This is a genomic window from Flavobacterium tegetincola DSM 22377 (assembly GCF_000425485.1).
In the GTDB taxonomy this organism is placed as follows: domain Bacteria; phylum Bacteroidota; class Bacteroidia; order Flavobacteriales; family Flavobacteriaceae; genus Flavobacterium; species Flavobacterium tegetincola.
This window is the reverse complement of record NZ_AUDN01000008.1, coordinates 276,168-296,565: the sequence shown is the minus strand read 5'-3', so window position 1 is coordinate 296,565 and position 20,398 is coordinate 276,168. Positions and strand designations below refer to the sequence as shown.

The 20,398-nt window shown below is 34.5% G+C and carries 16 protein-coding genes; 9 read left to right on the top strand and 7 right to left on the bottom strand.

Going from position 1 to position 20,398, the window contains the following annotated elements:
• From H602_RS0102920 to H602_RS18055, 5 genes are all read right to left on the bottom strand, one after another.
• Positions 1–1,202, bottom strand: a 1,202-nt coding sequence (locus H602_RS0102920; protein WP_026976667.1) for a hypothetical protein, incomplete at its 3' end; no start/stop codon positions are given.
• 920 nt (positions 1,203–2,122) lie between these two features.
• On the bottom strand, positions 2,123–3,631 hold the full coding sequence (locus H602_RS0102915; protein WP_026976666.1) for a TlpA family protein disulfide reductase: 1,509 nt from the start codon (positions 3,629–3,631) through the stop codon (positions 2,123–2,125).
• Positions 3,632–3,751: 120 nt separating this feature from the next.
• The gene (locus H602_RS0102910; RefSeq protein ID WP_026976665.1) at positions 3,752–4,099 is read right to left on the bottom strand and encodes a heavy-metal-associated domain-containing protein; all 348 of its coding nucleotides are present in this window, start codon (positions 4,097–4,099) and stop codon (positions 3,752–3,754) included.
• A gap of 438 nt (positions 4,100–4,537) precedes the next feature.
• Entirely contained in the window at positions 4,538–7,258 is a 2,721-nt protein-coding gene (locus H602_RS0102900; protein ID WP_026976663.1) for a TonB-dependent receptor, read from the bottom strand.
• 33 nt (positions 7,259–7,291) lie between these two features.
• A complete protein-coding gene (locus tag H602_RS18055) occupies positions 7,292–8,116 on the bottom strand; it encodes a GLPGLI family protein (RefSeq protein ID WP_051224123.1) in 825 nt (274 codons plus the stop codon).
• A 445-nt stretch (positions 8,117–8,561) separates the two neighbouring features.
• Between H602_RS18055 and H602_RS0102885 the strand changes: the two genes are divergently transcribed.
• From H602_RS0102885 to queA, 8 genes are all read left to right on the top strand, one after another.
• Positions 8,562–9,644: a bifunctional 3-deoxy-7-phosphoheptulonate synthase/chorismate mutase type II gene (locus H602_RS0102885; protein WP_026976662.1), complete on the top strand. Its 1,083-nt coding sequence runs from the start codon at positions 8,562–8,564 to the stop codon at positions 9,642–9,644.
• A gap of 75 nt (positions 9,645–9,719) precedes the next feature.
• The gene (gene rsgA, locus H602_RS0102880) at positions 9,720–10,703 is read left to right on the top strand and encodes a ribosome small subunit-dependent GTPase A (protein WP_026976661.1); all 984 of its coding nucleotides are present in this window, start codon (positions 9,720–9,722) and stop codon (positions 10,701–10,703) included.
• 69 nt (positions 10,704–10,772) lie between these two features.
• Complete coding sequence (gene dtd / locus H602_RS0102875) at positions 10,773–11,252, top strand: D-aminoacyl-tRNA deacylase (protein WP_026976660.1); 480 nt, start codon at positions 10,773–10,775, stop codon at positions 11,250–11,252.
• Positions 11,253–11,938: 686 nt separating this feature from the next.
• The gene (locus tag H602_RS0102865) at positions 11,939–12,265 is read left to right on the top strand and encodes a nucleotide pyrophosphohydrolase (RefSeq protein ID WP_026976659.1); all 327 of its coding nucleotides are present in this window, start codon (positions 11,939–11,941) and stop codon (positions 12,263–12,265) included.
• Positions 12,265–12,483: a hypothetical protein gene (locus H602_RS19805; RefSeq protein ID WP_157504825.1), complete on the top strand. Its 219-nt coding sequence runs from the start codon at positions 12,265–12,267 to the stop codon at positions 12,481–12,483. The genes H602_RS0102865 and H602_RS19805 overlap by 1 nt, the downstream gene beginning before the upstream one ends.
• A 3-nt stretch (positions 12,484–12,486) precedes the next feature.
• Positions 12,487–12,681 (top strand): hypothetical protein, encoded by a 195-nt coding sequence (locus H602_RS19800; RefSeq protein ID WP_157504822.1) that lies wholly within the window; start codon positions 12,487–12,489, stop codon positions 12,679–12,681.
• Positions 12,682–12,685: 4 nt separating this feature from the next.
• Entirely contained in the window at positions 12,686–13,960 is a 1,275-nt protein-coding gene (locus tag H602_RS0102855; protein ID WP_026976658.1) for a 3-phosphoshikimate 1-carboxyvinyltransferase, read from the top strand.
• 186 nt (positions 13,961–14,146) lie between these two features.
• Positions 14,147–15,196 (top strand): tRNA preQ1(34) S-adenosylmethionine ribosyltransferase-isomerase QueA, encoded by a 1,050-nt coding sequence (gene queA, locus H602_RS0102850; RefSeq protein ID WP_026976657.1) that lies wholly within the window; start codon positions 14,147–14,149, stop codon positions 15,194–15,196.
• Positions 15,197–15,335: 139 nt separating this feature from the next.
• Here queA and H602_RS0102845 read toward each other — a convergent pair whose 3' ends face one another.
• On the bottom strand, positions 15,336–16,862 hold the full coding sequence (locus H602_RS0102845) for a GH3 auxin-responsive promoter family protein (RefSeq protein ID WP_026976656.1): 1,527 nt from the start codon (positions 16,860–16,862) through the stop codon (positions 15,336–15,338).
• Positions 16,863–16,953: 91 nt separating this feature from the next.
• Here H602_RS0102845 and H602_RS0102840 point away from each other — a divergent pair, with 91 nt between their 5' ends.
• Positions 16,954–17,748, top strand: coding sequence for a DUF2797 domain-containing protein (locus tag H602_RS0102840; RefSeq protein ID WP_026976655.1), 795 nt, complete (start codon positions 16,954–16,956; stop codon positions 17,746–17,748).
• 57 nt (positions 17,749–17,805) lie between these two features.
• Here H602_RS0102840 and H602_RS0102835 read toward each other — a convergent pair whose 3' ends face one another.
• The gene (locus H602_RS0102835) at positions 17,806–20,382 is read right to left on the bottom strand and encodes an AsmA-like C-terminal region-containing protein (protein ID WP_026976654.1); all 2,577 of its coding nucleotides are present in this window, start codon (positions 20,380–20,382) and stop codon (positions 17,806–17,808) included.
• Positions 20,383–20,398 lie beyond the last annotated feature (16 nt).

Here is a 20,398-nt window from a genome sequence, read left to right as displayed (position 1 = left end):
AATCTCGGGCTTACGCTAATAGTTTGACTTGCAGTATTAACACAACCATTAGCATCTGTAGCAGTTACAGTATACTCACCAGCTCTATGGTAATGATTTACGCCATTAATATCTCTATTGATAGTTGCAGTTGAAGCAGTGTATCTTGTTGAAGTAGCACCGTTACTAGAACCCACTGCTCCTCGCCAAGCATAAGTGGCACCTCCAGTAGCTGTTAAGTTAAATGAGTTTCCTTCGCAGACAGCTGTCGAACCAGTAATCTCAACAACTGGAAGTGGGTTAACCACTACATCTGTACTTGCAGTATTCACACATCCATTATCATCTGTAGCGATAACCGTGTAAGATCCACTTGCAGTAGCACTTGCAGTGAAAGAAGGATTTTGATCTGAACTAGAGAAAGAAAGTGGTCCATTCCAAGAGTAAGTTGTAGCTCCCGAAGCTGATAAGCTCACATTGGAACCTTCACAATATGGGCCGTTGTTTGATACGCTTATTGATGGAAGAGCTCTCACTACTAATGTGGCTATTTTACCTGTAAAAATGGTTTCACAACCAGAATTGTTGATGATTTTTGTAATTTCAATGTTCAGATTATGAGCACTTTCGGGAAGATTTAATGTATTAATTGTAAAGGTTCCAGTTACATCTGCCGTGCCAAATTGCGATGCCGTCTGACTACCAATTTTATAAAAAGCTGTCCCAACTGAATTTGGCACCAGACCAGTTAAAGTTACTATTGCTGAAGAACCTGCACAAACTGGTGAAACTGAAATGCTAGTTAAAGTAGGATAAGGCGATACCACGATTGTAGCAATTTTTCCAGTAAATGTAGTTTCAAGTTGCGTATTATTATCTTTTAATTTTAGAACAGTAACTACAGAACCATTTGCTGCTAAAGTGAGTGTCTGGGTAAGAAAAGTAAATACGCCAGAATTATTTGCAGTCCCTGTGACTGTTCGAATTACTCCATTAACACTGTACGTGGCGACACCAGTAGAATTAGGTATCAAACCCGTTAGAACGATAGTGGCTTTTTTACCAGCACAAACTGGTGTGATTGTCACTGCAGTTAGCGTAGGAGGATTAGCTGGAACGACGAAATAAGTAGTGGTCTCTCGAGCACTAACAGAGTAGTTGCAGAGCATGCTAAATAAAAGCAGTACACTTGCAACTTTCGAAAGTAAAGTAAATTTTTTCATAAATTAGTTGAATTAGGCATTAATAATATTTTAATAATTGTGAAATAATCATTATTCTTAAGTTCAGAAAGATTCATTAATTTACTACGTAAAAACAGCCAAATTTTTAATCGTAGTCACTCTGTTTGCTCTAAGACAACAACTATTACGCTTCAAAATTAGAGAATAATTATAATCGATTTTGTTGATAACTAGCAATTTATGTGAATCAGGTTAGATATCTTTTGAAATAGCCTAAAAAACGCACGAAATTCGTTTTTTGTAATTGTGACGTTTAAATAATTCATATTAGCTGCTTAAAATTGGAGAACTACTTATTTATTCCCTGTTGAAATAGATTCAAATAATTAAACACAATATGTTATATTTATGAGTAATTACTGATAAAAAATATAATTTTTAATTGGAACTCATACTCTAATGCTAGAAAAATAGAAGATTTTATGGCACATCTTATAAACTCTATAGTGGCAAGACCTATAAGGTCTATTTTTATTCAGTGAGAGGATCTTTACGTTAATATTGTAAGACTGAAGTTAGATCTTTAAGCCTCCCTTTCGACGATGTAGAATATAGAGTGGATTGAAAAACAGATGCTGATTATGCTCTCAATTATGAACTAATCAGTTGTAAATATTTACTGAACTGTTTGCTGTTATCATTTTCTGCATGTCTATTGCATTCTATGTTTTACTGCATTTTGGAAGGAAAATATTCTAATAAAAGGTTAAAGTAAAACAATAACTGTTTCGGCTTGTAGTCTACGAAATGCTAAGTTATTTTTACTTAATTTCCTTAAGGGAGGAAAAATAGGAGTGAATTTATTATAATATGTAATTATGTAAGATTAGTAGAAATCAAAATAGTACAATGCGTGTATTAGAGTGTAATCTTAAAAAGAAAATCAATCGTCTTTTGGACTATTTTGATTCTGTTTCTAAATTTTTTATTATTTCGGGTACTTGATGCGCTGAAATACGTTTCGCCTTTATTATTTTATTTTGATCCAAAACGTAAATAATAGGTGTCGTATTCACATCATATTTTTGGGAAGTATTATTAATACGAGCACCGTCATAAACATTGATCCAAGAAAGTTTATGATCGGCTATGAATTTTAAATATTTGTCACCTTCATATTCCATTGAAACGCTGTAAACTTTCACATCTATATTTTGCTTTATCATTTCATTATAAGATTCCAACAAAATAGGAATTTCAACTTGGCAATGACTGCAATCAGGATCCCAAAAAACCAATATCGTATATTTGGCTTTTACCTCACTGAGTTTGACATACATTTTTGAAATTGAATTCAAGTTTTTGTAATACAGTTTGGTAATTTCAGCACTGCTTTTAGCGTCTTCGAAACCCATTACTTTCATTTTGCTAAAATCTTGGGCTTTAATCATAAGTAAATCTTGAGCGGTTGCACCAATGAGTAAAGGTCGCAATTTTTCCGCTCGATCAATAACTTTTTTTATCACACTTTCATCGTTATAAATTCCTACTGCTTTACCAGTCTTGAAATACCTATCAGCCAAGTGAACAAATACTTTGTCATAACCCATGATAGGTGCTGTTTCATAAGTATTAGTAAAATAAGCCAACATGGATTTATAAAGCAAGCTATTTGTTTGAGCCTGTACCAAAAATTGGTCTAATGCTACGCTAATAGAGTCCGGATTTGTAGAAACTGCCGTATCAAAATACTTCTTGAGTTTGCCAAAAAAAAACGGATTTCTCATCACAGCGTCGTCTTTAAAATCCACCTCATCCCAATAGTGATTTTTATAAAAATTGAAAGCAACAATGCTGTCGGGACGACCATTAGCCGCTTTTGGTACATCTTTTAAAGTCCTCTCTATTTTCAAGTTCAAGACACTGCCGATGTAAGTTCCTTTATTTCGATCCAAGAAATTTCTCTCAAATTCTGCAATATTTTTCTCAAAGCCAAGTTGCTTTTCGATTAAAGAAAGCGTGTCTTGTTTTGTTCTTAATACGTTCTGCTTTTGGAATGTCATGAATGCATTATTTTGCTTTCCAAGGTGTTGAATGTATTTTAAAAAATCATTTTGTCTGTCGGAATTTAAGGCTACTACATCTTCGGCAAAGTCTTCGGCAGCATTACTTTTTAATTCAAGTTTCTGCGTTTCATCGTCTATGAAAAAATTAAATAAAAGTACTTTTTGTTTACTGACTAATGCATAAATACCATTGTCGAGTTTTGAAGATCCTTTAAAAATAATTTTACCATTTTGAATCGCACTACATGTATCTTTAATAAAGGTTTTGTCAAACTGATAGTAGGCCAAATAAGCCAAATTATCTTTGTAGTTTTTCAAATCGATTTTAATCTCATATCCTGATTGCGCAAAGGCACCAACCGTTACAATGCAAAAGAGAAAGACTACCATTATTTTTTTCATAACATCGACAATTTCGTATATTCTCAGATTACAACTCTTCCTTACAAATCTTATTTACTAAAAGACTCTTAAACTGAAAAAATCGGAACCTCACAGTTCCGATTTTTTTTATTTGAAAATTTATGCTTTTTTACAGCATCCATCAAGTTTTTCATACGCTTCCGCATCTGCTTTCATTTCATCTGCATCATAACCAAGTTTCGTGATCGCAGTTTTTATTTTATCTAAATTTGTCTTTTTTCCATTATAGAAAACGGTAAGCGTCATTGCTTTTTCGTCTAGTTCATACATTTTTACTCCCGTAATTTTATATAAGTTTTCTTGAAAACTCTGACCACAAGTTTCGCATGCTTTACAATGGTCACAATGTATCGTAGTTTGGATTACCGCTTTTTCATTCTTGCTGTTTTGTGCAGAAAGCGTGAAGCTAAATAAAGTAAATAGAATTAAAAGAAGTGAATTTCGCATAGTAAATAGGTTAAGTTAAAAGTGTTGCCTTCATAAAGAAGCTTTTTAAAATTCAAATATATTGTTTTTAAATTACATAGAAAAATCTAAATCTGAATCATCGATGCAGCAAATATAATTACTGCTATAATAATGAAAAAATAAAAAAGAGTATACTTTTTAGGATTATAACGCCCACTTTTCTTCTCTAATTGCATGATGTAAAAAAAGGAAACAATACAGATCAATGCTAAAATTATTGTGGAAATCACTATTAGCAACGAATTTTCATCACTTAAAAATCTGCGCAATCCAAAGATTATAAAGACACTCACAAGTGGGACTAATCGCAATCGTTTTTCCAGTTTTAGCGTATCCATTTTAAATTTATTAATTATGTAATCTTAAGTACATTCAATTGTGCTACGAATATATTGAAATAATGCAACACAATCACGACTATAAATTATATTTTAAACTGAAAATAATATAGCGCGGTTGAACTGTATATTGGGAAGTTTGTGTTGAAAATTGCGAGAAACTATCGTCATTTAAAGAAGTAGTGTTCAATAAATTCGTTGCGGCAACTTTGTATTCCCATTTACTGCCTTTTTTCTGGTAAATCATACTTGCAGAAAGAAAATCATATTCGTTTTCAACTGATTTGTTTGTATTGTAATAATGGTAAAATTCATATTCTGCTACAAAGGAAAAACTTTTTAAGAAATAATAATCCAGTTTTGCCGAAGGGCTTTCGGTATAGAACGTGTTTCCAGCATATTCATTGATGTTAATGCTGTAACCCAATTCTAGATTTGGCATATTTTTAAAATTAGTAGACGCTTTTAAACTATAGTTTTGAGTGAAACTTTCATTGGTAAATAGCGTTTCAACATTGGTTAAAAAATCCTGTCGGATATTGTTAAATTTACTCCAATTTAATCGTGCACTTAGTGAAGCCTTGTAGTTTTTAAGAAAAGAGCGTCCGTAACTTCCAAATCCTGAAATAGTTTCATCCGCAAAAGCCGAATTAAATGGTGATGAAGTCTGATTGACATTATCAAAAGAAGCTCTAGTTTTTATTGCATCTGTACTTTTAGAATAGTTTACACTTGCCGTAATATTCTCAAAATTAAACAAATTGAATTTTCTATAAAATAAACTGTGCGTTTGCTGAATGGAATTTTCTAACGTCCTGTTTCCGCTTGAAAGGCTGTTGTAATTATTAAAAATAAAACCTTCTGCCAACTGATTGATGTCTGTAAAGTTATTGGTAAAAGCAAAATTATACGTCAAGGTCGTTGACTTTTTAATTTGATATATCGCTAAGAAATCAGGTAAAACACGATTGAAAGAACTTTTATAATCCGTACCCAATTGTGAATTATTCAATTGGTAATTGTGAATGCTCACTCCTGGCGTAAACGTAAATTTTCCCGTTAAAATCTTATAATGCAATCCCAAAAAGGCATCGTTGAATCGATAATTCACGTCATTCGTGTTTGCAGCATCGGTCAAAGGATTTACCGTCTCATTGTCTAAAACCTGAAAGATGGAGGAGTTGAAATTCTGGTAAGAATTGGTGTTTCCAAGTGTAATATTAATGTTGCTCTTTGGCGTAAGCAAATAGTAATAGTCAATTTTTGTGTCCAATTTATTCGTTTTTACATAGCGGTTTTGATTGATGTCATTTCTATCTTGACCGGCAACATATCCCGAAAAAGCAAAAGGCTGCGTAGCTAAGTTGGCATTGTAAAATGGATCTTCCTCTTGAAATAGGTACTGACTTTCTACTGCAATAATATGTTTAGGAGAAGCCGTATAGTACAAACTTAAATTTTGATTTACGGAAATCGGAGCTTGATCTTTATTGGTATAAATGGATTCCGTAGTGGCATTATTCATGACAATCGTTTCACGAGATAAATCGCCAACTTCATCTTGCTTTGATATTCGCGCTAAGATATCGTAATCAAACTGCAAATTTGCATTGGGTTTGTAAGTAGAACTAAACTTCATTAAACCCAACTTATTTTCTTGAGCTCCCACTTGACTTCTGTTTTCTGTAGAAGCAACTTCGTCTGAATTGGGCAATAAAAAGTTAGTCGTTGAAATTGTTTCTGTATCTGTTAATGATTTGTTGAAAATTCCAAAACCACTCAAAGTCCACGCTTTTGTAACATTGTACGAAAAGTTGAATGCTCCAAAATTCGTTTCAATTTCTTTTGCACGGTTGTTTCGCAACAAAGAAATTCCCAAACCATTGGAAGAAACATTAAAAGACGATCCTCCTTTTCCCATCATATTTCTAAATCCTCCCGTGAATTTAAAATAGTCTTGTGGTGTCAATGGCAATTCGCCAATATTATTAAAATTAGTAATCAGGTTGATGCTGTAATCGGGATTGTAATAAAATAATTTTGGATTTACATTGTACCGTTCTTCTGAATGACCTACGCCAATTCCGGCGGTAACATCTCCAAACCAGAAATTCTTTTTACCGCTTTTCAGTTTTATGTTCATGGCAATATTATCTTGGTTGTTTTCTACTCCTTTTAAAATAGAATTATCGTTGTAATTCCGGAGTACTTCAATTTTATCAATCGCATCTGCAGGAATATTTTTAACCCCTAATTTAGTATCACCGTCGAAAAAGTCTTTTCCGTCAATCATCAATTTCTGCACTTTCTTTCCTTCCACTTCTACTTCTCCATCCGCGTTGACTTCAACACCTGGAAGTTTTTTCAAGATGTCTTCCAACTTGCGTTCGGTTCCTGTTGTAAATGAGTCGGCATTGTAGACTATGGTGTCTCCTTTTATAGAAACGGGCATTTCGCGCACAATTTCTACACCTTCCAATTCCACACCTTCAGAAAGCACAATTACTTTTGTACTATTTTCCGCTCCAGTACTCCATTTTTCTTCAAAACTGGCGTAGCCAATGTAACTCACTTTAATTAAATAAGGTGTATTGGGTTTTAACGAAAGTTGAAATTTTCCTTTATCATTTGTAATTGAGTAACCGTCCATCGCTTTCGTTTGCTGGTTTATTGCCATGACATTTGCCATTTCTAAACCAATCTTAGAATTATCGGTAACCATTCCTTCGAGGCGAACATTTTGGGCATTAGACATAAAAACAAAGAAGGTCAGGAAGAAAAATAGGGTAATTTTTTGCATTGCTTTTGAGTGTAAAGTGAAAATTTGATTTACTTATTGGCCGATTTCTATAAGGATTACACCGTTTTGATTGGTCATCTTTTCCATCTGCTTTTCAATTAGACTATCGTATTGTGACTTTGTTACTTCCTTACCTTTTCTTGGAGCCTTAATTTTTAATTTTTTCGTTGGATTTAGTACAATTTTTGAACATAAGATAATAGTATCGTCAAAACTCGCTTCCATAATTAAACCCGGCAAACCCCAAAATGCTCCTGGTCCTTGACTTACGGGAATTTCGGGCGTGTACCAAACCGTAACGATTCTTTCCTTTGGCTCAGTTATTGTAAAAAATGCAGTATTTGCGGTATCTTGCTTGATCTTCTCCGCTTCGTATTGATCCAAATCTTCTTGCGTAACACGGTCCACACTTATGGCTTTGTAACACGTATAATCGCCAATTTTTTTTGTTTCGCTTTGCAGTTCCCAATTGTACACTTTTAAGGAATCGGTCACAAGAAACTCTTTTCCCAAAAATTCTTGTTCTGCCAATTGTACCTTGTTTTTTATGTTTTTATAAGTAACTTCGTTAGCACTAGAACTCATAAATCCCATAGAAAAACCCGACGAAGGAGTTTCCAGTTTTTGCTCCTCCTGATACACAGATTCGTATTTGTTGAAGTTAAGAATATAAGTTTTTTCATACTGTTTCTTCATTCCATCCATGATTTTTTTCATCATGTCATCGTTCAGATCTTTACTTTCAATTTTAAGCTCCTTCAAGCTCCTTTTGGATTCGTACACCGCCATTCCTTGAAAATTTTGCGCTAAAAGTACGGAAGGAAGAAACACAAGTAAGGCAATAATTAATCGGTTCATAATAGTTTGGGTTTTAAATTAAGGTAAATTTTTAGGAGCTTCATCCCGCCAACGCTTCAAGTCCCAATACGCTCAAAAAATGAGCGTATTGGGAGCTTTCCACTCATGTCGGGGCTAGCTTCGCCGTCGGAATCTTCGGCCTGTATCGGTCTTTTGTGTTTTAGATTTGGCCACTAACTCAAAAGGTGTCATCCAAAACAACAAGGCAAATAAAGAGAATGTACATCCTGAAATGCGTTAATTTGAGTTAACATTTGTTAACGAGGGAATTGTTTTTACAATGGCGTTTGCAAGTTCGCAATGGTCTTTGGTCAACTACAAGTTCACAGTTAAAGGGTACTTTACTTACGGAAATTCATATTTTATTGAAAGCCAAGTGCAAAACTATTCTTAAAAAAAACATATAGCTTATTTGTTAAAAATAGAATAACGCTACATTTGTGCTATGGAAATTACAGCAGCAAACAGAAAGTGGTTGGACGAGTTAAACTTGTCGCATCCATTGGTTCTCGCAGGACCTTGCAGTGCCGAGACTGAGGCACAAGTATTACAAATAGCACGCGAATTAAAAGATTCGGACGTGTCGATCTTTAGAGCCGGAATCTGGAAACCAAGAACACGTCCAGGTGGTTTTGAAGGCGTTGGCGCGATTGGTTTAAAATGGCTCCAAAAAGCAAAAGCAGAAACAGGAATGTTAATGGCAGTGGAAGTGGCCAATGCAGCTCACGTAAAATTAGCATTAGAACACGATATGGATGTATTGTGGATTGGCGCTCGAACTACTGTAAATCCGTTTGCCGTTCAAGAAATAGCAGATGCATTAAAAGATACCGACAAAATTGTTTTGGTAAAAAATCCCGTAAATCCAGATCTAAGTCTATGGATTGGTGGCGTAGAACGTTTATATGGAGCTGGAATTAAAAACTTAGGCGTCATTCACCGTGGTTTTTCGGTGTATGAGAAAACCAAATACCGCAACAATCCAGAATGGCAAGTAGCTATTGATTTGCAAAATCGCTTTCCTTTATTGCCATTAATTTGCGATCCATCGCACATTACTGGAAGACGCGACATGATTCAGGAAGTTTCGCAACAAGCGTTGGATTTAAATTACGACGGTTTAATGATTGAAACGCACATTGATCCAGATAATGCATGGAGCGATGCGGCTCAACAAGTTACACCAGATCGTTTGAAAGAAATTTTTGAAGATTTAAAAGTAAAGAAAAAAAGCAGCGAAAGTGCAACTTACATTATAGAAATTACCAAATTGCGTAACAAGATTGATGCTTCAGATAGTAAACTATTGGAAATCATCGGCGAGAGAATGCAAATTTCGGAAGCGATAGGAACGTTGAAAAAGCAAAATAAAATTGCAGTCTTACAAAGCCAACGCTGGATGGAAATCCTAGAAAGAATGAAGCGGGAGGGAAGCGAAAAAGGTTTAAGTGAACCATTTATTTTAAACTTCTTTAAAGCCATTCACCAAGAAAGTATTACGCATCAGGAGAAAGTAATAAACAAATAGTTTCATGTAAAAGTTGTCAGAAATGGCAACTTTTTTTTTGTAAAAAATCTTCAATCAAAATAGTATCTTTGTCCCATGACAGGAATCGTTTATAAATCTACTGGAAGTTGGTACACCGTTAAAGGTTCGGATGGTGCTTTTATTGAATGCCGTATTAAAGGGAAATTTCGGATGAAGGGAATCAAAAGTACCAATCCCATTGCCGTTGGCGATCACGTGGATTATGAAATTGACGAAACTTCAGATAAAATCACGGGAACTATTGATAAAATTCATGAAAGAACAAATTACATCGTTCGGAAATCAGTGAATTTATCGCACCACATGCATATTATTGCATCCAATATTGACCGCGTATTTTTATTAATTACCGTAAATAATCCTCCTACAACGTTCAATTTCATCGATCGTTTTTTAGTAACTGCCGAAGCGTATGGTATTGAAACTATATTGGTTTTTAATAAAATTGATACGTTTGACGAAGCCACTTTGGACGAACAGTTGTACATGCAGTACGTCTATGAGCAAATTGGCTACCAATGTCTTCGCGTTTCTTCCACAGAAATGAAAGGAATTGACAAGCTAAAAGAACTGATGATTGGAAAAGTGAGCATGTTTTCCGGACATTCAGGAGTGGGAAAATCGACTTTGGTAAATGCGATGGAACCTTCTTTGCACTTAAAAACAAAGGTAATTTCAGAAGCCAGTAAGCAAGGGCAACACACCACAACCTTTGCAGAAATGTACGATTTGAGTTTTGATGCTCATATTATTGACACGCCTGGAATTAAAGGTTTTGGAATGGTGGATATGGAACCTGCCGAAATTAGCGGTTACTTTCCGGAATTTTTCAAGTTGCAGGACCAATGTAAATTCAACAATTGTTTGCACAAAGAAGAACCGCATTGTGCGATCAAAAATGCGCTAGAAAAAGACGAAATTGCTTGGTCACGCTACCGCAGTTATCTGAAAATAATGGAAGGCGATGATGAAAATTACCGTACCGATATTTACAACGATGATCGAGTAGCAAGCGATGATACCAGAAAAAGTGAATAGTTTGCAGTTATAGTTTTTGGCTTTCTGCTAAAAATCCTAAATCCTAATTCATAAATCCTCAATTTAAAAATGAAAGCCGTCATCCAACGTGTTACCTCCGCCTCAGTTACAATCGATACTATAATTACGGGTCAAATTCAATCTGGATTATTGGTATTTGTAGGTATAGAAGAGGCAGATTCTCAAGAAGATATTCAATGGTTATCCGCTAAAATTGCCAATTTGCGCATCTTCGCAGATGAAAATGGGGTAATGAATAAGTCGGTTAAAGATAGTGGTGGCGCACTGCTAATTGTGAGTCAATTTACACTTCAAGCGTCCACTAAAAAAGGAAATCGACCTTCTTACTTAAAAGCGGCGAAACCTGAAATTTCCATCCCTCTGTACGAAGCTTTTTTGTGTCAAATGGAAATTGATTTAACTAAAAAAGTGCAGTCCGGAACTTTTGGAGCCGATATGAAAATTGCTTTAATAAATGATGGCCCAGTGACTATTTTGATGGATACTAAAAATAAGGAATTAGTTCCTTACCAATTCGGTGATAATTAATTTTAAGAAAAACTTCAATATTGATGTAAATAGGCCATCAACAACATTAATTATGTAGTAATTATACATGTTTATGCCATCGACAACATTAAATGTGTCATAATCATACATGATTATGCCGTCGCCAACCTTAATTATGCAAGAATTATATATAATTATGCCATCAGCAACAATAATTATGGCGTCTACAACATTAATTATGGCATCTACAACTTTATATTTGGAAAATTCATCTTTAAGTTTTGCATCTCTACTAGTGTTTTGCTTGTGAATTATCGTATTAAACTAAGGTAAACTATAATTTGCAACTTCTTGTTTACCTAAAATTTCAGAATAACTTTATGAAGTGGGTAACTCAAATAAATTAAAGACAAACAGTGATGGAAAAAGAGTTATATATCCTTGCTTTCTCTATATTTGTTTTTCAATTATAAAAGAGTACATACAGCTCCTTGGAGGTAACGAAAAAACTATTTTAGACCTACTGAAGTAAAAATTATTCGGGAAAATTTAAAATAGGTTCGGCAGAATTAAGTTGATGTCAAATACGAATTTTCTGAAAAAAAAAAGTAATGACAGTGGGAATTTTCCTCGTATTGCGTTTAATATTGGAGAGCATTCGTTTAAAGTTTTGATACAGAAATCGCAAACCTGGTTCACCAACTAGGGTTTTTAAAATTATAAATATGAATATACAAAATTCCCAAATTGACGTTGATAACTGGATCAAAGAGCACGGCGTTCGCTATTTCAATGAGTTGACCAATATGGCACAATTGACCGAGGAAGTAGGCGAGGTAGCCCGAATTATCGCCCGACGGTACGGCGAACAATCCGAGAAAGAAAGTGATAAAAATAAAGACCTTGGAGAGGAATTGGCAGATGTTGTTTTTGTAGTTTTGTGTTTGGCCAATCAAACCGGAATTAATTTACAAGAAGCCTTTGACAAGAAGCTAGATTTAAAGACAAACCGCGACAAAGACCGTCATAAAAATAATGAAAAACTAAAATAATGAATCCAAATTTAAAGCGCTTTTTGGTTATTTTGCCATTAGTTATATTCATTACTTTTCCATTATTTTATTTCATCGAAGAAGATCGAAACTGCGTATTGGATTTTGGAAGTAAATGTTCCAACTCTTATTTTATAAGAACTTCAGTGCAAGTAGTAGTTATGACCGTATTATTCTTTTATCTAGGAAGAAAGAAAACGGCCAATAAAACAAAGTAAATTTTGAAAGAAAAAGGCATTACATTTATAGTCGGTTTTATAGGAATGGGACTTTTTTATGGCGTTTTGCTTTACTTTTTTGGATCGGCATCTTCAACAGGTGAAGTGATTCAAGGAGCTATTTTCTTTGGATTAATGTGGGGTTTAGCAGAAGTTTTCGTATTTCCATGGATTCGTAAAAAGTTTAAAAAAAAGTAGGTATATGAATTTGCAATTACATCATTCTAAAATAATAACTAAAGCTACTATTGCAATCACCGGTTCCAAGTCAGAAACCAACAGATTGCTATTGCTTCAAGCATTGTTTCCACAAATTAGTTTGAAAAATACATCCAATTCGGATGATTCTGAAGTGATGATGAAGGCGTTGTCTCACATTTTACAACCTAAAACTTACAACCTAGAACCTACAACAATAAACGTCCACCACGCAGGAACTGCCATGCGATTTCTAACGGCTTTTTTTGCTACGCAAAGCAATTCAGACATAATTTTAACCGGCTCGTCACGAATGAAAGAACGTCCGATTCATATTTTAGTAGAAGCATTAAATAATTTAGGAGCTCAAATTTCGTACGAAGAAAAAGCGGGCTTTCCGCCAATACGCATCAAAGGCAAAGAATTAGAAAGTAGCGAAGTTGCTATGGAAGCCAATACGTCCAGCCAGTTTATCTCGGCTTTAGTACTGATTGCTCCAAAACTAAAAAACGGATTAAAATTACATTTGAAAGGCGAAATAACTTCAATGCCGTACATAAAAATGACGTTGGCTTTGTTAAAAGAAATTGGCGTAAAAGCTTCTTTTGAAAACAACATAATAACGATACAACCTAGAACCTACAACCTAAAACCTACAACAATAGTTGTGGAATCCGACTGGTCTTCCGTATCTTATTTTTACTCGATAGTAGCACTTTCTGAAATTGGAACACAGATTACACTTTCAAGCTACAAGAAAAATAGTCTGCAAGGTGATTCTGTTTTAAGTGAAATTTACAAAGATTTTGGAGTAGAAACGGTTTTCAATGACGATGAAACAATAACGATTTCAAAGGTTAATGCAAACGTCAACAGCATAAATCAAAAATCAAAAATTCTAAATCTTATTAACGCGCCAGACATTGCGCAAACCATAGCTGTAACGTGTTTCGGGTTGGGAATTGGATGCGAACTAACGGGATTACATACCTTGAAAATCAAAGAAACAGATCGGCTTCAAGCTTTGAAAAATGAATTGATAAAGTTGGGAGCTTCTGTAGAAATTTCTGATGAGAGTTTGGTTCTTAAACCAACTTCAGTAATCAAAGAAAATGTTACGATAAAAACGTATCAGGATCATAGAATGGCGATGGCATTTGCTCCTTTAGCCTTGAAAACGGCGCTGCAAATTGAAGATGCTGAGGTGGTTTCGAAATCCTATCCCGACTTTTGGACCGATTTAAAAGGTTGTGGTATTCTGATTTCGCAAGACCAGTAGAAGTATTTTTAACATAATATTGTATAAAAGACTTAAATTTTGCGAGAACCAAGTCAATGTCTGTATGGCATTGCGAAAATAAACAGTGTTTTACTTGACAACGCCTAGTTGACAGTCGTATCTTTGCAAGCGCATTAGGAAATATTTTAATTCTTGACGCTACAATCTTAATACTGTACTTTTATTATGAAATTATCTCACTTCCAATTTGATTTGCCGAAAGAGCTTCTTGCTGAGTATCCTGCTGAACATCGTGATGAAGCACGATTAATGGTTATTAACCGAGAAAAAAAGACCATTGAGCACAAAATGTTTAAGGACGTTATTGATTACTTTGACGAAGGAGATGTTCTAATTTTAAATAATACCAAAGTTTTTCCAGCACGTCTTTACGGAAATAAAGAAAAAACGGGAGCAAGAATCGAAGTATTTTTATTGAGAGAATTAAATGCAGAACAGCGTTTGTGGGATGTTTTAGTAGATCCAGCTCGTAAAATTCGTATTGGAAATAAATTATATTTTGGCGATGATGATTCGTTAGTAGCTGAAGTTATTGACAATACTACTTCAAGAGGTAGAACATTACGTTTCTTATACGATGGTTCTTACGAAGAATTCAGAGCTAAACTTACGGAACTTGGAGAAACGCCTATCCCAAAATACATCAGTCGTGAAGTAACTCCTGAAGATAAAGACCGTTACCAAACGATTTATGCTAAAGAAGAAGGAGCAGTTGCAGCACCAACAGCTGGTTTGCACTTTTCTAAACACTTAATGAAACGTCTTGAAATTAAAGGAGTAGATTTTGCAGAAGTAACACTTCACGTAGGTTTAGGAACTTTTAATCCAGTGGAAGTAGAAGATTTGTCTAAACATAAAATGGATTCGGAAGAATTGATTATCAAGCAAGAAGCGTGCGATATTGTAAATAACGCAAAAATTAAAAAGAAACGCATCTGTGCTGTAGGAACAACTTCTATGAGAGCTGTAGAAAGTGCAGTTTCTTCTGCTAGAACATTAAATACATTTGACGGTTGGACTAATAAATTCTTATTTCCTCCTCACGATTTTAGTATTGCAAATTGTATGATTACCAATTTTCATACTCCAAAATCAACTTTATTAATGATGGTTTCTGCTTTTACAGGACATGATTTAATGAAAGAAGCATACGCAGAAGCAATCAAAGAAGGATATAAATTCTACTCATACGGTGACGCGATGTTAATCATCTAATTGCTTTTTATATAAAACAAAGAATCCCATCAGCAATGATGGGATTTTTTTATGAAATTTTGTGATCAAATTATTTTTAGAAATAGTGTACTGTTTGCATCCTCTTGCTGTAAGGCTAAAGAAATAGTAGGAATGATTTTTAAATAGAAACTTCCAGATTCAAAACCAGCAATTCTTCCACATAATCTCGTTGATTAGAAAGTCGCGGAATTTTATTTTGACCACCCAACTTGTTTTGATTTTTAAGCCAATCATGAAATAAATTTGGTCGTGCAAAATGAATAATAGGAGCGTTTAAAGTCATGTTGTTATACCTTTTGGCTTCATAATCCGAGTTCAAAGCTTGCAGACTTTCGTCCAAAACCTTCTTGAAAAGTGCTTCATCCTCAGGATTTTTTCGAAATTCAATGATCCATTCGTGAGCACCTTTCTCTTTACCTTCCATAAAAATTGGGGCTACCGAATAATCAATCATTTCAGTATGCGTCACTTCGCAGGCTTTGGCAATTGCATTGTCGGCATTTTCAATAATGAGTTCTTCGCCAAATACATTTATGTGGTGTTTGGTTCGTCCCGTAACTCGAATGCGGTATGGATTTAAAGACGTAAACCGAACAGTATCGCCAATTTGGTACCGCCACAAACCAGAATTGGTAGTGATGACGATGGCATAATTTTTATTGATTTCAACATCTGCAAGTCGGATAATTTTCTGTTCAAGTGTTCCGTACGTATCCATCGGAATAAATTCATAGAAAATCCCGTAATCCAACATCAACAATAAATCACTTGAATTATTCAAATCCTGAATGGCAAAAAAGCCTTCTGATGCATTATAAATTTCATAATACTGAAAAGTATTACTTGGAAATAGATTTTTATATTGTTCTTTATAAGGATCAAAAGCAACGCCGCCGTGAAAATAAACTTCGGCATTGGGCCAAACTTCTAATAAATTTGTTTTTTTGGTTTCCTCCAAAACTTTGTTCAATAAAACCAACATCCAAGACGGAACTCCCGCTAAACTGGTCACATTTTCGAACCTCGTTTCATTGACAATAGCCCCTAATTTAATTTCCCAATCGTCCATTAAGGAAACCTTACTACTTGGCGTACTGCTGAATTCAGCCCACATGGGCATGTTTTCAATCAATATGGCAGATAAATCTCCAAAAAACGAATTGTTGTCAGCATACAATTGTTTGCTTCCACCCAAACGCAAACTTTTACCGGTAAACATTTGCGAATCTTCGTTGTTATTGAGGTAGAGAGAAAGTAAATCTTTGGCTGCTTTATAATGGCAATTTTCCAACGCATCGGCACTTACCGGAATAAATTTACTTTTAGAATTAGTGGTTCCGCTGGATTTTGCAAACCACTTAATTGGCGTAGGCCAAAAAATATTTTGAGCCCCTTTTCGGGTTTGTTCAATTAAAGGTTCAAGGCATTCGTAGGTGGAAATTTGTACACGATCGGCAAAGGTCTGGTACGATTTGATACTTTCAAAATCATATTGAAGGCCAATTTGCGTCCTTTCGGCAGTTCGAATCAAGTTCATCAACAATTCCTCCTGAACTTCATTGGGGTATTTTATAAACAATTCAATCTGGTGAATTCGCTTTTTTAAAATCCAGGTTGCAACAGAATTAATAATTGGTAACGCCATTTTATATTATGATAATGGTTGTTGAATTTCTAACTTTACCAAAAATAATAAAAAATAGTCCAAATTCGGGATTCTAAAATTTAAATATACAATGACTTACGAAGGCACGTTAACAAAGATGCAAACCGAATTGGGAACTCCCATCCAATATTACTTGGTTTTTGAAAATAGTTTTCTAAACGTCAATCAGTTACTTGGTAAAGAAATAGAAATTATCTTTGACGGCTACCAATGTTTGAACTGCGGAAAGGAAAAGAAAATTTTTCGTCAAGGTTTTTGCTACGATTGTTTTTACAGCAGTCCGGCCGTTGGCGATTGGATCATGAAACCCGAGTTAAGTACAGCACATTTAGGAATTGCCGACCGTGATTTGGAATACGAATCACGTGTTCAGTTGCGACCGCACATTGTTTATTTTGCGTCGTCAAGCGAAATTAAAGTAGGAGTGACGAGAGATTCTCAAGTGCCTACGAGATGGATTGATCAAGGTGCCGAGCAAGCTTTAGCGATTGTAGAAGTACCCAACCGCTATTTAGCAGGAATTACGGAAGTCGCATTGAAAAATCATTTTGCTGATAAAACCAATTGGCGAAAAATGTTGACTAATGACATCATTGAAGTAGATTTGATGGAGGAAAAACAAAAAGTAGCTGCACTTTTACCTGCCGAAGTACGCGAATTTTTTGATCTAAATGCATTTCACGTGGAGTCTTTACAGCATCCTGTTTTAGAATATCCAAAGAAAATTGCAAGTTTGAGTTTAGATAAAAATCCATCATTTCAAGGAAAGCTGACTGGAATTAAAGCACAGTATTTAATTTTTGAAAACGGAACTGTTTTTAACGTCAGAAGTAATGAAGGGTATAAAGTTAGAATATCTGTATAAAAAAAAGTCCTTTTAAGAAATTTTCAAAAGGACTTTACTTTTTATAATGCAAATATTTTATTTTTTCTTTCCGCCAAATAAACCATTAATCAGGTCGGCTGCTTTGTCTTTTACCTTATCTTCTTTGGTTGCAGGTTTTGTAGAATCTTTAACCGTTGTGTTGCCTTTAATCAGGTTTTGTAACGCGTTTGTTCCTTGATTGATCAACTTGTCTTTCTGTTGTTGAATCAATTGGTTGGCCAAATTGGTTACCGCTTGTTTCATATCTGTCGAAATCTTAGGATTACTAAAGTTACCAGTCACCATTGCACTGACAGGAATATTTTCCAATTTTGCCGATTCAGCAGGAGTTAGTTTTGCTAACAATCCATTTACTTCGCTTCCCAAATATTTCGCTGGGACATTGAATTTTAAATCGTAATTCATAGATTGATCAAATCCGTGCGAACCGCCAACCGTCATTTTAATGTCTTGGTACTTTATATCAAATGGTTTTACATTGACTTTTCCATTCTCAAAAGTAAGATTCGCTTTTAAATCATTTAGATTGATTTTACTCAAATCTATAAACTTAATATTGCTGCTCAAAGCGGTTAACAAATCGGAGTTTTTTGCATTAATCGTAGTGGATAACAATTGTCCAAATAAGTCTCCACCAATTGTTTTTAAATCAGGTGTCATTTCTTTCGCATCTAAATTTCCATTTAATTTAATGGTAGAATTTAACTGTCCATTAATGATTCCGGCTATTGGAGCAATGTTTTTTAACATGTCCAACTGCGTAAAAGATTGCTGAATGTCCACACCTTTCAAGCCCAATTCCATTGCAAAAGTGGGTATTTTACTTTTCGTAGAAACCGAACCATTTGCGGTAATTAAGCCGTTAAACAAGTTTGTTTTTACGTTTTGCAAAGTCACTGTTTCATTTTTAACCAAAAGCGTTCCAGATACATTCTTCAAATTCAAATTGTCATACACCACACTATTTGCAGCAGCATTTAATTTGATGTTTAAAAATTTAGGAACCTTTATTGCTTCTTCAGTCGTAGTTTTATCATTCGCTTTTTCAGTTGTTTTCGTCATGAAATCACTCACAATAATTTGATTTGATTTCAAATTAAATGTACCTTGAATGTCGCCATTTTTAAATAGAAAACCATAGAAATTTTCTAAAACGCCGTTGATTTGCAAGTCGGTTTTACCCGTTGTTACATCCAACTCTTGCAAGTTTACGGTAGCAGGATTAAACTGTGCAACCGCTTTATTGATGGTATATACTTTTTTATCTTCGTCGGTATATTTAAATCCAGTAATGCTTAAGTTTCCAGAGTTGCGGACTTTTTCATACTGACTTTTATCGATGGATTCCATGTCAAATTTGGTTACCAAATCTGCTTTTAAAATCCCTGAAAGTGGTGTGGTTAATTTAATGGGATACGCTTTTGAAACATTCCCTAAATTAATAGTTCCTTTTAAAGCCGCATCAACCAATGGGTTTTCAGTGATGTTTTTTACATTTGCTTTGACATCAAAAACATCTTGGTCAATTCTAAACGAGAGTTGGTCCAAATTGACATACGTATCTTTCATCAATCCGCTTTCGTTTATGATTTTAGTGTCAATCATAATATTAGTAACCGATTTTGGCAAATCAGGATACTTAAAGGATGCATTTTTAGATGAAATGTCAATGTTGAATTTTGGAATCGTTGTTTCGGTCAACATTCCTTTTGCAAAACCTACAACAGTAAAGTCACCCGTGGTCTGTACAGTATTCAAATTACCTGCATATTGTGCGGGAATTACCCCCAAAAAGTTTTTGAAGGAAGAAGTTGGTGTTTTAAAGCTCAGATCATAATTCTGTCCATCTTCCACCATTTGGATAAAACCGTCAAACTCTAACGGAAGTTGATTTATTAAAGCTTTATTCTTTTTAAAAGTATATTTACTCTGTTCTAAATCGATCCCTAAAACAGCGTCTAAATCCAGTTTCATGTTTTTCATATAATTGGTAGAATCCATATCAAATGAAACTCTAGCGGTAGTCTTAGTATTCAAATCCAATTTTGAAGCGGCAAAATTTCCTGTACCTTGGTGGTTTAAACTGTCAATGATCAACTTCATCTTTGATGTTTCATCAAAATATTTAAATTTTAAATTTTCAAATTCATAATTCTGAATGTTCAACGCAAAGGGTTTACTGTCCTTGCCGTCTTCTTTTGCTGCATCTTTTAAAGCAATGTCAAAGTTACCCACGCCATTTTTGTCAAATAAAATATTGACTTTTGCATCCTTTGAGTAAAAGGATTCAATATTCATGGCTTCATTTTCTCCTTTAAAAAGTTCTTTTACGGACATTTTTAAATTTACTTCTCCTGAATAAAGCAGCGTGTCTCCAGCAAAAGGTGCTTTATTGATGATGCTCAATTTATTGATGGTCACATTTGCTTTAGGGAAACTTTTGAGTAAACTCAAATCAACCTCTTCAAATGCAACAGTGGCATCCAAATTTTGGTTGATGGAAGTAATTACCATTTGTTTTATTTTGTCCTTGAACAGAAACGGAATGGAAACGAGTGCGATAATAAGCACTAAAAGAACAATTCCTGTGACTTTTAAAATCTTTTTTAACATAATATAGAATATTGAA